This window comes from Cereibacter johrii (genome assembly GCF_001720585.1).
GTDB classification, from domain to species: domain Bacteria; phylum Pseudomonadota; class Alphaproteobacteria; order Rhodobacterales; family Rhodobacteraceae; genus Cereibacter_A; species Cereibacter_A johrii.
Window position 1 is genome coordinate 1 of sequence record NZ_MABH01000206.1, and the last position, 14,870, is coordinate 14,870.

Annotated in this window: 11 protein-coding genes; all 11 read right to left on the bottom strand. The window is 71.1% G+C overall.

All coding sequences use genetic code 11. The annotated features are described in order from the left end of the window. Positions 1 to 586: 586 nt before the first annotated feature. Positions 587 to 1,084, bottom strand: coding sequence for a DUF4142 domain-containing protein (locus tag A9O63_RS17950; protein WP_069333141.1), 498 nt, complete (start codon positions 1,082 to 1,084; stop codon positions 587 to 589). Positions 1,085 to 1,358: 274 nt separating this feature from the next. Continuing rightward, entirely contained in the window at positions 1,359 to 4,310 is a 2,952-nt protein-coding gene (locus A9O63_RS17955; protein ID WP_069333142.1) for a PAS domain S-box protein, read from the bottom strand. A gap of 210 nt (positions 4,311 to 4,520) precedes the next feature. Further along, positions 4,521 to 5,405 carry a LysR family transcriptional regulator gene (locus A9O63_RS17960; RefSeq protein ID WP_069333143.1) on the bottom strand — a complete coding sequence of 295 codons (885 nt, stop codon included), beginning with the start codon at positions 5,403 to 5,405 and terminating at the stop codon, positions 4,521 to 4,523. A 52-nt stretch (positions 5,406 to 5,457) separates the two neighbouring features. After that, on the bottom strand, positions 5,458 to 6,453 hold the full coding sequence (locus A9O63_RS17965; protein ID WP_069333144.1) for an ABC transporter ATP-binding protein: 996 nt from the start codon (positions 6,451 to 6,453) through the stop codon (positions 5,458 to 5,460). Then, positions 6,450 to 7,433, bottom strand: coding sequence for an ABC transporter ATP-binding protein (locus tag A9O63_RS17970; protein ID WP_069333145.1), 984 nt, complete (start codon positions 7,431 to 7,433; stop codon positions 6,450 to 6,452). Before A9O63_RS17970 ends, A9O63_RS17965 begins: the two co-directional genes overlap by 4 nt. A gap of 12 nt (positions 7,434 to 7,445) precedes the next feature. After that, positions 7,446 to 8,621, bottom strand: a complete 1,176-nt coding sequence (locus A9O63_RS17975; RefSeq protein WP_069333146.1) for an ABC transporter permease — start codon at positions 8,619 to 8,621, stop codon at positions 7,446 to 7,448. After that, positions 8,618 to 9,604, bottom strand: a complete 987-nt coding sequence (locus A9O63_RS17980) for an ABC transporter permease (RefSeq protein ID WP_069333147.1) — start codon at positions 9,602 to 9,604, stop codon at positions 8,618 to 8,620. Before A9O63_RS17980 ends, A9O63_RS17975 begins: the two co-directional genes overlap by 4 nt. Beyond that, a complete protein-coding gene (locus A9O63_RS17985) occupies positions 9,604 to 11,010 on the bottom strand; it encodes a lyase family protein (protein ID WP_012643371.1) in 1,407 nt (468 codons plus the stop codon). The genes A9O63_RS17980 and A9O63_RS17985 overlap by 1 nt, the downstream gene beginning before the upstream one ends. A 68-nt stretch (positions 11,011 to 11,078) precedes the next feature. Next, positions 11,079 to 12,680, bottom strand: a complete 1,602-nt coding sequence (locus A9O63_RS17990) for an ABC transporter substrate-binding protein (RefSeq protein WP_069333148.1) — start codon at positions 12,678 to 12,680, stop codon at positions 11,079 to 11,081. A 272-nt stretch (positions 12,681 to 12,952) separates the two neighbouring features. Continuing rightward, entirely contained in the window at positions 12,953 to 14,128 is a 1,176-nt protein-coding gene (locus tag A9O63_RS17995; protein WP_069333149.1) for a mandelate racemase/muconate lactonizing enzyme family protein, read from the bottom strand. Beyond that, the coding region (locus tag A9O63_RS18000; protein WP_268874950.1) for a lyase family protein at positions 14,106 to 14,870 on the bottom strand (765 nt) is incomplete at its 5' end. The genes A9O63_RS17995 and A9O63_RS18000, both read right to left, overlap by 23 nt.

Below are 14,870 nucleotides of genomic sequence, written 5' to 3' on the forward strand. Positions count from 1 at the left end.
CGGGCCCACGCATCCCTCACCCCGGCGCAGGGGGGCCGCCGACGCGCTCCACATCTTCCCGGACATGGCCCCGGTCGCCCGTGCCTGCGCGCCGCGGCGGGTGCCGGGCGTGCGCGAGCGGCAGCATGTGCATCCGAACAAGGGCCGGAGCACGAGGCGGCGCTCGATTTATCCTGTTCGAGAAGGGGGCTGAGAAGGGGGTTTACCGCGGCTCAAGAAGATCGAGGCGCCTCTCGGGGCGCGCTTCGGGCATCGGCCACGCAATGCCGGAGGTCGACCATCCGCAGGCGGCGCATCCCCGCGCCGGAGGCCTTCCCGCCCGAGCGCGCCTGATCCACGCGCCCGGCCGACGGCCCCCTTCGGCGAGGCCAGCATGGATGTCGCCTTCGCGGGCAGGGGCCCGATCCTCTGCGCGCCAGACCGGCGGCCCCCTGCCCCGCCCGACCGTCCTTCGTCCGAGCCCATCCGGCGCCCGAGCCCCTGCGCGGATTTGCCGCAGGCCCGGGCCGCGGATCGGCCCCCGGCTCCCGCAGAAATCTGCGGGCCCCGGCGGACGGCACGCCGCAGGGCGGCGCGCCGGCCCTCGTCACTGGCTGGCGATCGACTTGATCTCCTGCTCGTGCTCCTTCAGCACCGGCAGCGTCTCGGTCGCGAAGCTCTTCAGCGGCCCCTCCTCGCCCGCCTTGGCGAAACTGTCGAAAAGCTCGACCGCCTTCTCGTGGCCCTGCACCTGCGCATCGACATAGGCGGTCGTGAAATCCGCCCCTTCCGCCGATTGCAGGCTGTCGAGCTTCGACTGATGCTCCTCGTCCATCGCCGTGGGCACCTCCACCCCGGCGGACTGGGCGGCGGCCTTCATCCGGTCGCCGGCGGCGGTGTGATCGTCCACCATGCGCTGCGCGAAATCGGCGACCTCGCCCTCGACGCCCTTCTCCAGCGCGAGCTGGCTCGACTGGATCTCGAACATGTTCGACACGGCGGCCTTTTCGGCGAAGGCGGCCGGATCGGTGACGGCGGCCTCCTGCGCGAAGGCGGCGGTGGCGAGGAAGGCGGCGGCGGTGGCGGTGGTCAGAGTGCGGATCATGGCTGGTTTCCTCCTTCGGAAAGCCCGCCCTCGCGGGCAGGCGGGATCGCCCGGCAGGAGCGGCGGCCACGCCGCCCGGCTCCTGCGGCCCCCCCTGAACCGGAGGCGCGCCGAACCGTTCCCGCCAGCCGACAGCGGCCGGACGGGCCGGGCATCGGCGACGGCAGGCGCATCGGGCCAAGCCTCCGACCGGAGGCAGCCACCGCATCGGAACAAGCCTCCGATGAAGCGACAGGGCGCATCGGGCAACAGCACCGCCGCTCCGGGCGGACCGTCAGCCCGCGCCCGGAGGGCTCGGCGCCAGATGGGCCGAGACCGGCAGGATCACGCTGCAGCTCAACCCCTCGGGGCCGAGATCGTAGCTCGTCACCGCGCCCAGCTGATAGGGCAGCGCCCGCTCGATCAGCTCGCGGCCATAGCCGCCGCCCGCGGCGGCGGGCCCCGCCTCCGGCACCGCAGGCCCGCCGGTTTCGCGCCAGTCCACGCGCAGATGCGGCACGCCCGAGACCTCGACCAGCCGCCAGGCGACATGCAGCCGGCCCTCGGGACGCGCGAGCGCGCCGTGTTTCAGCGCATTGGTGGTCAGCTCGTGCAGCGCCAGCGCGAAGGTCTGCACGCTCGAGGACCGCAGCGGGATCCCCTCCGGCCCCTCCAGCACCACCTGGCGCCCCGCGCTCCCATCGGCGGGCAGGCCATGGCCGTCGAGCTCGGCCCGGATCAGCTCGTCGAAGGTGATCCGGTCCCCCTCCTCCAGCCGCGAGAGCAGCCCGTTCACCCGGGCCAGCGCCAGAAGACGGTCGTCGAACCGGAGGCGGAAGTCGGCGAGCGAGTCCGCGTTCGACAGGGTGCGGGCCGCCATGGCGCGGACCACGGTCAACAGGTTGCGCGTGCGGTGCTGCAACTCGGCCACCAGCACCTCCAGCCGCTCGGCCACGCGCTTCTCCTCGGTGATGTCGTGGCCGATCCCGCCGATCCGCTGCAGGAAGCCCTGCGGATCGCGCAGGGGAAAGTCGCTGTTGCGCAGCCAGCGCAATGCGCCATCGGCCGGGCGGCGGATGCGCACCTCCGAGGTGACATGCTCGCCGCGCCGCACCCGCTCGATGCAGTCCCGCGCGAGGTCGCGATCCTCCGGCACGATCAGCGCCAGCCAGGCGTGAAGCCCGCCATCGGCCATGACCGTGGCGCGGTCGAGACCATGGATCTCCTCGAAGGCGGGGCTCAGATATTCCAGCTCGAGCGTGCGGGCGTCGCGGACCCAGAGCAGGTCCGACGAGGCCTCGCCGAACTGGCGGAACCGCGCCTCGCTCTCGCGCAGCGCCTCGTCGGCGCGGCGGGCGTCGGTGATGTCCTCCATGATGCCGATCATCCGCGAGGGGCGGTCGGCCTCGTCGGGAAAGAACCGCCCCAAAGCCTGCAGCCAGACGATGCGGCCATCGGGATGCAGCGAGCGGAAGGTGGCGGCATAGTCGCGCCCCTCCTCGCGCGCGGCCCGAAGCTCCGCCTCGGTGGCGGCCCGGTCCTCGGGATGGACCCGCGCGAGCCAGGCCGCGTAGCTCGGCGCCACCTCGCCCGGCGCATAGCCCTGCATCCGGTAATGCTCCGCCGACCAGACGACCGTCCCGCGCCCGATGTCCCAGTCCCAGGTGCCGAGGCGGCCCACATCGAGCGCAAGCTGCAGCCGCTCCTCGCTCTGGATCATCCGCTCGACCGCCTCGCGCCGCTCGGTCACGTCGATGGCGCTGCCGAACCATTCCTGAACCGCGCCGTCGGGACCGATCACGGGGGCCGCGCGCGACAGCACCCAGCCGATCCCGCCGTCCGCCCGCCGCACGCGATGCTCGAGCGCGAACATGGTCCGCTCCCGCATCGCCTGGTCGATCGCCTGAAGGACCATGGGCCGGTCCTCCTCGAGGATGTATTTCTCCTGCCAGTCCTCGAACGGACCCTCGGTCCCGTCGAGCTGGCTCGTCGGATCGAGCTGATACATGATGCGCCAGTCGGGGCTCATGCGGTAGATCGCGGCGCCGCCGGTGGTGGCGAGCGCCCGGAAGCGCGCCTCGCTGGCGCGGAGCGCCTCCTCGGTCCGCTTGCGCTCGGTGATGTCGGTGAGGAGGATGGCGAGACAGGGCGTGGCGTCCGGCCCGCCGCCCGGATCGCCCACCGTCGAGACGGAGTAGTCATACCAGCGCCCGGAGGCTGCCGCCCTGTGCTCGTGCCGCTCGGCCACGCCGGTGCGCGAGACGCGGTCGCAGGTCTCGAGCCAGACCGGATCGGGCACCGGCAGGACCTCGCTCAGCCGCTGACCGTCGATCGGAGCGATGCCGATCATCCGCGAGGCCAGCGGGTTGCCCTCGAGGAGGACCGCATCCATGGCGCGCCCCTCGGCGTCGCGCAGCACCCGCGCGAGCAGGAAGCCCTCCTCCATCGCCTCGAAGAGGCCGCGGTAACGGGCCTCGCTGTCGCGCAGGGCCAGCTCGGCCTCCTTGCGCGCGGTGATGTCGTGCCAGAAGACGGCCAGCCCCTCGGGCACCGGGCAGGCCCGCATCCGGAACCAGGTGGCGCTGCCGTCCGGCCATTCGTGGCGGTGCTCCATCGAGACCGGCACCCCCTCAGCCAGCGCCTGCCGGTAGAGACGGCCGAGCTCGCTGTCTTCCGTGCCGGGATAGACGTCCCAGTGCGTCCGGCCGCGGATCTCCTCCAGCGGGCGCCCGTCGAGCCTCAGGGCCGTGTCGTTCTGCATCAGGATGCGCAGCTCGTGGTCGAGAATGCCGAAGGCCTCGCCCATGCCCGACAGGACGCGCTGCAGCTGCCGCTCGGCGGCGCGGCGGGCCTCCTGGGCCTCCCTGCGCGCCCGGATGTCCTCGAGCCGGAAGCCCACCGTCCGCTCCGCGGCGGACCCGACGGGAAAGCCCCGCAGCTCGCAGGGCCCCCCGCCCGGTCCCTCGACCTCGACCCTCGCGGGCTGCCTGCTGTCGGCGATCCGGCAGAGCGCGGCGATCCAGCCCTCCGCCGCAGCGGGCGCCAAGGCGCGCAGGCTGCCGCCCTCCGCCGCCGGAAGGCCGGTCTCGCGCGCGAAGGCCGCGTTCACCGCAAGGATCCGCGCATCGGCGGGCGCTCCGCCCGCGCCCGGGATCATCTCGACGAGGCAGAAGCCCTCTTCCGACGCCTCGAAGAACTGCCGGTGCAGCTCGCAGCCCGCCGGAGCGGGGCCCCTGTCCTGTGCCATGGCCTCAGGCCCCCCTGCCCGCTGCGGCCGCGGATCGCTCCGCGGCCCGGGCGCCTGCGTCCGGCGGTGTGGCCTTGTCCCGCACCTGATCCTCCCTGCCGGTGTCGGCCCATCCCCGCGCGCTCCGCGGCGCGCCTCTCGCCGGGAAGCTAGCCCGACTGCGGCGGAAGTCACAGGCGGCCCGCGCCACCTGCCGCAGCGGCAGATCCGTCACAGGAACGTGCGCTGCACCTCGTCGATGAAGGCGCTTTCGGCCGCGCTCAGGCTGCGGTCGCGCAGCCGGATCACCCCCGAGCGGCTCTCGGGCAGCTGGAAGTCGATGGGCAGCGCCTCGATCTCGTCGAGCGTGCGCACCGTCGAGGCGCTGACGATGGCCAGAAGATCCGTCCGCCGCAGCATCGCCGCCACCGCCAGCGTGTCCGACAGCTCGACCGTCGGCACGATGGGCGCAAGCCCCGTGCGCCGCAGCAGTTCGCGCAGCGCCACCGACGAGGAGGAGGCGGGATCGCTGAAGATCCACCGCTCCCGCGCGAGCTCGGCCAGCGACAGGGCGCCCCGCCCGTGCAGCGGATGGGACGAGCGCGCCACGATGGTGAAGCGGTCCGCCTTCATCTCGATCACCTCGTGGTGCGTGTAGTGGCGCACCATGTCGATCGTGCCGAACATCAGCGCGATCTGCCGGTCCTCGAGCCGCTGGGCGAGCCGCGTCATCTGGTCGGCCACGATGGCGACCCGCATGGCGGGATAGAGCCGCAGGAAGGCCTCGACCGCGCGCGGGATGATGTCCACCATCCAGCGCGGCCCGCAGCCGATCCGCAGGATGCCGCTCTGCTCGCCGCGCTCCTGCGCGAACCGCTCCTGCAGCGCCTCGGTCTCGGCCGCAAAGCGCGCCACATAGTCCAGCAGCAGCTGCCCCGCCTCGGTCAGCCGCGCGGGCCGCGTGCTGCGGTCGAACAGGTCGAGCCCGAGCTCGCCCTCCAGCCGCGCGATGCTCTGGGCCAGCGCCGAGGGCGAGATGCCGAGATAGCGCGCGGCCGCCGTCCCCGAGCCCATCTGCGCCAGCGTCTCGAAATGCCACAGCTGCCGCGGGTTCATCTCGGCATAGGCGAGCCCTCCCCGGGCCCGATCCGCCCGGGCCGGAGCCGCCTCAGCCGATCTCGCGCCAGCGGAGGCAGGCGGCGCTGCGGCGGGCGTCGACGGGATCGAGAGGGGGTCGCTGGGCAAGGCACTCTTCCGTTCTGAACTGGCACCGGGGATGAAAGTGGCATCCGGCCGGCGGGGCAAGGGGAGACGGTATCTCTCCGGCCACCTCGAGGAAAGCGCGCCGTTCGGTCGAGATCCGCGGCATCCCCGCCAGCAGCATCCGCGTGTAGGGATGGCGCGGATCGGCGAACAGCGCATCCGTGGGCGCGATCTCGACGGCGCGGCCGAGATACATGACGATCACCCGGTCGCAGATGTGGCGGATCACGCTCAGGTCGTGGCTGATGAACAGCATGGTCAGCCCGAGATCGCGGCGCAGCTCCATCAGCAGGTTGATGATCTGCGCCTGCACCGAGACATCGAGCGCCGCCACCGACTCGTCGCAGATCAGCAGCTCGGGCTCCACCGCCAGCGCGCGGGCGATGCCGATCCGCTGGCGCTGCCCGCCCGAGAACTGGTGCGGATAGCGATGCAGCGCCTCGGGCCCGAGGCCCACCCGCTCCAGCATCGCGCGCACCCGCGCTTCCTTCTCGGCCCGCGGGATCAGCCCGTGCACGACCGGCGCCTCGCCCACGATATCCACCACCTTCATCCGCGCATTGAGCGAGGATTGCGGATCCTGAAAGATCATCTGCACCTTCAGCGCCTGCCGCGGGTCGGACATTACCTCCGCCAGCGGTCGCCCGCGCAGGAGAAGCTCGCCCCCGTTCGTCCCCGAAAGGCCCGCCAGCATCTTGGCCAGCGTGGACTTGCCGCAGCCGCTCTCGCCCACGATGCCCACCGTCTCGCCGGGCGCCACCTCGAAACTCACCCGGTCCACCGCCTGCACCCGCCGCGGCGGCCGCCCGCTCAGCTTCCGCGACAGGGCCGACCAGAGCCCGCGCTCCAGCGGAAAGACCTTGCTCAGCTCGTGCGCCGCGATCATCGGGACGCTTGTCATGGGCGGTCCTCCGGCAGGTTGAGGCACCGGACGGTGCGGGTCTCGGACAGGACGGCGGGCGGCACCGGCCGCGCGCAGCCCTCGGTGCGCCGCTCGCAGCGGCTGGCGAAGGGGCAACCGTCGCCGATGTCGAGAAGCGAGGGCATCATTCCCGGGATCTGGCGCAAGGGGCGGCCCGGCGCGTTCGCCGAGGGCACCGAGGCCAGCAGCTGGCGCGTGTAGGGATGGCGCGGCGCGCCGATGATCTCGGCCGTGGTGCCGGTCTCGACGACGGTGCCCGCATACATGACCACGATCCGGTCGGCGAGCTCGGAGAGCGTCGCCAGATCGTGCGAGATCCAGATCAGCCCCGCCCCGGTCTCGTCGATCAGCCGCCGCATCTGGTGGATGATCTGCGCCTGAATGGTCACGTCGAGCGCCGTGGTGGGCTCGTCGGCGATGATGAGATCGGGTTCCGTCACCAGCGCCGCCGCGATCACGATCCGCTGGCGCATGCCGCCCGAGAATTCGTGCGGATAGGCCTCCATCCGCGCCTCGGGCGACGGGATCCCCACCGCCTCGAGCGCCCGGATGCAGCGGGCGCGCACCTCGCGGGCAGGCAGCCGCGCGTGCTCGGTCAGCGCCTCGGCGATCTGCGCGCCGATCTTCTGCACCGGGTTCAGCGTCATCATCGGGTTCTGGAACACCATGGCAATGCGCGCGCCCCGCATCCGGCGCATCCGCGCCTCGCTCATCCCCACCAGATCCTCGCCGTCGAAGCGGATCGCGCCCGAGACGATGCGCCCCGGCCTCTCGATCAGCCCGAGGATCGAGAGGCCCGTCACGCTCTTGCCCGAGCCCGACTCGCCCACGATCCCCACCACCTCGCCGCGCCCGACCTCGAACGAGACGTCGCGGACCGAGCGGACGGTGCCCGCGCGGGTCTCGAACGAGGTATTCAGGCGCTCCACCTGCAGAAGCGGGCCGGTCCTGTCCGTCATCGCGCGGGCCTCCTAGCGCTTGAGCTGCGGGTTGAACATGTCGCGCAGCCGGTCGCCCACGACATTGATCGACACGACCATCAGCATCAGCGCGATGCCGGGAAAGATCGCGATCCAGTAGAGGTTCGAGAACATGTATTCGTAGCCGTTGGCGATCAGCATGCCCAAGGAAGGCTGCGTGAGCGGCAGCCCCACGCCCAGAAAGCTCAGCGAGGCTTCGAGCGTGATGGCCGAGGCGATGTTGATGGTGAGGATCACCAGGAGCGGCGGCAGGCAGTTCGGCAGGATGTGCCGCAGGTTGATCCGCACGGCCGAGAGCCGCAGCCCGCGCGCCGCATCCACATAGTCGCTGCGCAGCTCGGCCAGCGCGACCGAGCGGGTGGTGCGGGCAAAGACCGTCCACTGGATCAGGATGATCGCGATCAGGATCTTGTCGACGCCCTTGCCGAGGATGGTCAGCGTCAGAAGCCCCACCATCAGCGAGGGGATCGAAAGCTGGAAGCCCGCCAGCCGCATGATAGCCGCATCCACCCGCCCCCCGAACCAGGCGGCCGCGAGCCCCAGCGCCGAGCCCACCGCCATCGATCCCACCGCGCCGATGGCGCCCACGATGAAGCTGATGCGGATGCCGTAGATGATCGCCGACAGCATGTCGCGCCCGTAGCTGTCGGTGCCGAGCGCGAAGCGTGTGTCGGTGGCGGTGGCGGGCAGTTCGGCCTCGACGGTGAGGTTCAGGACCGCGGGCGTCATCGCGCCCGTCTCGATCGCCGCCGGCGCGGTCGGATCGGCCAGCGTCCATTCCGAGCGGATCGGATGGCGGCGCGCCCCCTCGACCGAGGCATCGCGCGGCAGGCCGAGGATGCGCAGCGCCCCGAGCGTCCCCTCGGTCTCGACCGTCAGGAGAAGCCGTCCCGGCGCCTCCTCGACGAGGCGGAAGGTGGCCGCCCCCTCGCTCTCCTCGGCCGCGCCCTCCCGCGCCGAGAGGGTGGCGCGGAACAGCCCGCCCTTCTCGACCTGCCGGCTGCCCGGCGGCAACCGGGCATCGTCGAGCGAGAAGGCCCTCAGATCATAGGGATTCATCGGCGCGATGAACGGCGCGAAGAGCGCGCAGGCCGCGAAGAGGAGGCTCAGCGCGAGGCAGGCCGCGGCCATCCGGCTCTCGGCGAATTCCTTCAGGAAGCCCGTCATTTCGCGCCTCCCGCATGGAGGGCGTCGCGCACCCGCGGATCGACCACGGTATAGAGGATGTCCACGATCAGGTTCAGCAGGATGAACAGAAGCGCGGTGAAGCAGAGGTAGGCGATGATGACCGGCCGGTCGAGCACCTGGATCGACGAGATCAGAAGCCGCCCCAGCCCCGGCCACGAGAAGACCGTCTCGGTGATGACCGCATAGGCCACCAGATTGCCGATCTCGATCCCCAGCACGGTCAGCACCGGCAGCAGGATGTTGCCGAGGATATGGCGCGTGACGATCCGGTGCGGCCGCACGCCCTTGGCGCGGGCGAAGCGGACATAGTCGAGCGACTTGACCTCCATCACCGCGGCCCGCGTCACCCGCATCAGGAGCGACATCTTCAGAAGCGCCATGTTCAGCGCCGGCAGCAGCAGATGCATCAGCCCGTCCAGCGTGAAGAGGCTCGAGGTGATGCCGAGGAAAGTCGCCGTCTCGCCGCGCCCGCCCACCGGCAGGATCGCAAGCCAGATCCCGAACAGGATGATGAGCACCATCCCCTGCCAGAACTGCGGGATGCTGACGCCCAGAAGCGACAGGCCCATCGCCGCCCGCGACAGCCGCGCCTCGGGGCGGAGCCCCGCATAGAGGCCGAGCGGGATGCTCACCCCCACCGCGATGACGAAGGCCGCGAAGGCAAGCTCGAGGCTCGCGCCCAGCCGCGAGGCGAGGATCGCCGTCACCGGCTCGCGATAGACGAAGGACGAGCCGAAGTCGCCCTGCAGGAGCCCGCCCAGAAAGTCGAGATACTGCCGCCAGAGCGGCTGGTCGAGGCCGAGCGCGCGGATCGCCGCCTCGCGCTCGGCCATGCTCGCATCGGGCGAGATCAGCGCATCGGCCGGATTGCCGATCATCCAGACGCCCACGAAGACGAGGAGGGTCAGCGCCAGAAGCCCCCCCAGCGCCTGCAAGGCCCGCCGCAGCGCAAAGAGCAGCATCAGGCGCCCCCGGCCTGCGAGAGGGTCGGGCGCTCGGCGGCGGAGCCTTCCGCGGCCCGCAGCGCGCGGGCGCCGAAGTCGCGCGCGATCTCGGGCGACAGGCCGAAATGCCCCTCGGCCTTCAGCCGCGGCCGCCCCTGCCCCGCCCCCTCCTCGAACAGGATCTCGGCCACGCCCGGCTCGCTGAGCCGCTCGAAGAATCCGGGCCCGCCCTCGCGCGACTCCATCGCCGCGCGATAGACCAGATCGTGCGCCTCTCCCCGGCCCATGGCCGGCGCGAGCTTCATCATGATGCTCTCCGAGAAGATGCGCCCGTCGCTGCTGTGGAGGTTCTCCTCCATCCGCGCCGGGTCGGCGCGCAGGCCCGCCACCAGCGCCTCGGCGCGGATGAAGATGGCCGTGGCCAGTTCCATCGCCTCGGCCGTGCCGTTGTCGTAGATCACATTGGCGCAGGCATCGCCCTCGAACGGCCGGTGCGCGGTCTGCAGCATCATCGAGGACAAGGCATAGAGCTTCTGGCAATTGGCCATCAGCCCCATCGAGATCTTCGGATTGACCTTCTGCGGCATGGTGCTCGAGCCGATCACCCCGTCGCTGTGGACCTCGAAAAGCTCGGCATATTCCACCGACGAGCTTTGCGCGACCTCCTCGGCGATCTTGTGGAAGCTCGAGGCGCAGAGCGCGAGCAGCTGGACATATTCGCACATATGCGTCCGGTTCGAGCGCGAGGGCAGCGACATGCTGTGCATCCCCAGCCGCTCGGCCACCCGGTCCTGCATCTCGGGCCCGCGCGCCCCGAGCGCGCTGAAGGCGCCCACCGCCCCGCCCATCGTCACGGTGAAGACCCGCGCCTCGACCGAGCGGAGCCGCTCGCGCGCCTGCAGAAGCTCGTCGATCCAGATCGCGAACTTGAAGCCCAGCGTGATCGGCACCGCATGCTGGCCGTGGGTGCGGCCCGCCATCGGCGTGTCGGCATGGGCGGTGGCGAGCCTGCCCAGATGGCCCAGGATCTCGTCCAGCACCGCAAGCAGGATCCGGTGCCCGCGGAGCGCGAGAAAGAGCGTGCCGGTCTGCTGGATGTTCTGCGTGGCGAGCCCCCAATGGACATAGCGCCCGGCCTCGCCGCATTTGCGCACGAGCTCACCCAGCAGCGGCATCAGCGGATGGCGCTGGCGCACATAGTCGCGCTCGACCCGCTCCATGTCGAGGCAGGCGACCCGCGCCGTCCGCGCGATGGTGGCCGCCGCCTCGGCCGGGATCAGGCCCATCTCGCCCTGCACCAGCGCCACCGCCGCCTCGATGTCGAGCCAGGCCTGATAGACCGCCTCCGGAGCGAACAGCTCGCGGCTGCCGCGGTAGTCGAGCATCCGGCTCGTGGCATCGATATATTCGGCAGTGCGCTCCATGGCGGGGCTCCGTTCTGGTCTTGTCGGGGAAGGTGCGGCGCGCGGGCCCGGCCCGCGCGCCCGGCGGGTCACTCGGCGGGACGCGCCGTGTAGAGGATGTTCAGCTGCCCGGCGTTCGGCTCGAAATGCACGTCGGCGCGCGCGGCCCAGACCGCCACCTCGTGATAGAGCGGCATGTAGCCGTAATCCTCGTAGACGATGGCCTGCGCCTCCTGCAGAAGCCCCCGCCGCGTCTCGGCATCCAGCGTCACCAGCGCCTCCTGCAGAAGCGCATCCACCTTTTCCGAGGAATAGCGGCCGCGGTTGGCGCCCCCGAGGCCGCGCTCGGTGTCGCGGGTGTGGATCAGGTTGAGAAGCTGCGACAGCCCCTCGCCCGTGTCGGCGCCCGCGCCGCCCAGATACATGCTGTATTCGTAGTTGCTCGCCCGGTCGAAATAGACGCTCTGCGGATAGGTCTCGAGCGACACGTCGAGCCCGATCCCCGCCAGCATCTGCGTCACCGCCTGCGCCACCTCGGTGTCGTTGCGATAGCGGTCCGAGGGCGAGCTGATCGTCAGGCTGAAGCCGTCCGGGTAGCCCGCCTCGGCCAGCAGCGCCTTCGCCTGTTCGGGATCGTGCGGGATGGGCGCGAGATCGGGATGGGCGCCGAAGACCGTGCCCATGACGATGCCACGCGCCTCCTCGGCGATCCCCTCCATCGTGGTCGAGACGAGCTGCGCCCGGTCGACGGCGAGGTTCAGCGCCTTGCGCACCCGCACATCCTTCAGCGGGTTCTTCCCGTCGGTGCCGGCGATCTTCGGGCTGGGCTCGCCCTCCTGATCGAAGGCGAAGAAGATCAGCCGCGAGGCCGGCGCCGAGATCAGGGCGAGCTTTTCGTTCTGATAGATCTGGTCGATGGCATTGACCGGCACCGCGTCGATCACGTCGACGCCCCCGGACAGAAGCGCCGCGATCCGCGCCCCGTTCTCGGGGATCGCGCGCAGGATCACCCGCTCGTAATGCGGCGCGGGCCCGTAATAGCTTTCGTTCCGTTCCAGCCCCGTCTCGATCCCGCGGCGGTAGGAGGTCACGCGGTAGGGGCCGATCCCCGCCTCGAGGCTGCCGTCGTTGAAGGCCTGCGTGCTCAGCCAGTCGTCGGTGCCGCAGTCGGCCTCGTCATAGGTGAGGGGCGCGTCCATCGGCGCCTGCACGATGCCGATGGTGCTCAGGCTCTCGAGCAGCACCGGATCCGGGCCTTTGGTCACGATGGTGAGCGCATCCTCGCCCTCGGGCTCGACCGCTGCGATGGTCTCGATGAAGGAGAGGAAGGTGCCGGGGCTGTCGGGCACATTGCGCACCCGGCAGAGCGAATAGATCACATCGGCGGCCGAGACCGCCTCGCCGTCGGCGAAGCGCGCCTCGGGGTTCAGCTCGAAGCGCCAGCGGACATCCTCGACCTGCCAGCGGGCCGCGAGGCGCGGCTCCACCTCGCCCGTCACCTGATTGTTGTAGACCAGCGCATCCGAGATGTTCTCGCGCAGGCTCATGTTCGGGCCGGTGCGGAAGAAATGCGGATCGATGGCCACGGGCTCGGCCGCCACGCCCACGCGCAGCTCCTCGGCGCCGGCGGCGCCGCCCCAGGCGGCCCATGCGGATAGGATCGCCGCAGCGGCGGTGCTGGATCTTGTCATTGCTGTCCTCCCTCAGGCGCCGAGCCTCCTCGCCCGGCTCGCGCAACGGGACCATCTGCGCATGACTTCATTCTTGAGTCAACTCGACACGCAATGAATGAACTCATTACTTAACTACTCTTCAACGCCTCCTCTTCCCTGACGCCCCAGGCCGGGCGCTCTCCGACCGTTCCGCGTCGAGAGACCCCGGCGAAGGAACGGCGCAGCCGGAATGCCTCCGGCACCCTGCCGCCGGAGCGGAGGGTGCCGGGCTAGGCTTTCAGAGGATGGTCTCAGGCCGGGGCGAGCTCGAAGGCCTCGGCCAGCCACGCACGCAGGCCCGCCTTCAGTTCGAGCCCCACGCCCGGCACCTCGGGCAGGGTCACGCGGCCCTCGCGCACCTCCGAGACATCGGCGAAGCCGCCGAGCGGCTGGAACACGCCCGGATAGCTCTCGTTGCCGCCGAGCCCCAGCCCGGCGGCCAGATGCAGCGACATCTGGTGGCCGCCGTGCGGATGGATGCTGCGCGGGCTCCAGCCATGCAGGCGCAGCTCCTCCAGCGTGCGCAGATAATCCGGCAGCCCGTAGGCCAGCCCGCAATCGAACTGGAGGATGTCGCGGTCGGCCCTCATCCCTCCGTAGCGCAGGAGGTTGCGGGCATCCTGATGCGAGAAGAGGTTCTCGCCCGTGGCGAGCGGCCCCTCGTAGGCCTCGGCCAGCACCGCCTGAAGCCGGTAGTCGAGCGGATCGCCCGCCTCCTCGAACCAGCGCAGCCCGAGGGGGGCCAGCGCGCGGGCATAGTCGAGCGCCCGGGCCAGATCGAAGCGGCCGTTGGCATCCACCGCCACCCGCTCGCCCCCGCCCATGACCCGGATCGCGGCCTCGATCCGCGCCAGATCCTCTGCCAGCGGCACGGCGCCGATCTTGATCTTCACCTCGCGATAGCCGAGGTCGAGATAGCCCTTCAGCTCGTCCTCGAGCGCGGACGTCCCCTTGCCCGGCCGGTAGTAGCCGCCCGCCGCATAGACCGCGACCTCGCGGTCGGCCTCGCCCCCCCGGAACCGGTCCGCGAGCAGCCGGTAGAGCGGCCGCTCCTCGGCCTTGGCGCGCAGATCCCACAAAGCCATGTCGAGCGCCCCCATCGCCGCCGCGCGGTCGCCGTGGCCGCCGGGCTTCTCGTTGCGCATCGCCACGTCCCAGCAGCGGAACGGATCGACCAGCCCCGCCTCGTCGAGCAGCGCCTCGGGGTCCGCCCGCATCAGCCGCGGGATCATCCGGTCGCGCAGGATGCCCCCCACCGACCAGCGCCCGATCGAGCCGAAGCCGTAGCCCACCAGCGGCCGCCCCCCCACCGTCCGGTCGGTCACGATCGCCACCGCACTCGTGGTCAGCCCGGCGAAATCGACCACCGCATTGGCGCCGGGAGAGGTGATCGGCAGAGGTTTCTCAAGGATGTTCAGGATCTTCATCGCTCTCTCCGGCAGCGGAAGGGTCAGGATCGGGAAGGCCGCCCCGGGCCATCCGTTCGGGATCGACCAGCCGGTCGAAGGCCTCGGGCCCGAGGATCCCCTCGGCGAGGCAGGCCGCGCGCAGCGTCAGACCCTGCGTCTCGGCGCGGCGGATCAGCCCCGCCACCCGGTCGTAGCCGAGCCGCGGCGTCAGCGCCGTCGCGGCCATCATCGAGCGCGCGAGATTGTCGGCAAGGCGCGCCCGCCGCGGCTCGATCCCCGCAAGGCAATGAAGCCGGAAGCCCTCCATCCCCTGCGCCAGCGCCTCCATCGCGCCCAGAAGCGCATGGATCAGCACGGGTTTCGAGACATTCAGATCCCACCCCCCCGAGGCGGCCGCGCGCGACACCGTCTCGTGGCAGCCCGCCACATGCTGGCACACCTGCACCAGCGCCTCGGCCAGCGTCGCATTGCGCTTGCCCGGCATGATCGAGGAGGTGAGCCCGTCGTCCGGCAGCGAGAGCTCGCCCGGTCCGGCATGGGGGCCGGCCGCCAGATGGCGGATATCGTTGCACAGCCGCGTCAGCGCCACCGCCAGCGCCTCGCAGACCGCCGACAGGCCCAGCAGCGCATCGTGCCCCGCCATCCCCTCGACCTTCACGGCGGCGGGGCGGAAAGCCTCGCCCGTGGCCCGGGACAGCGCCGCGCAGAAGGCCCGGTCGAAGCCCTCGGGCGCGTTCAGCCCGCTTCCCGCCGCCGTCCC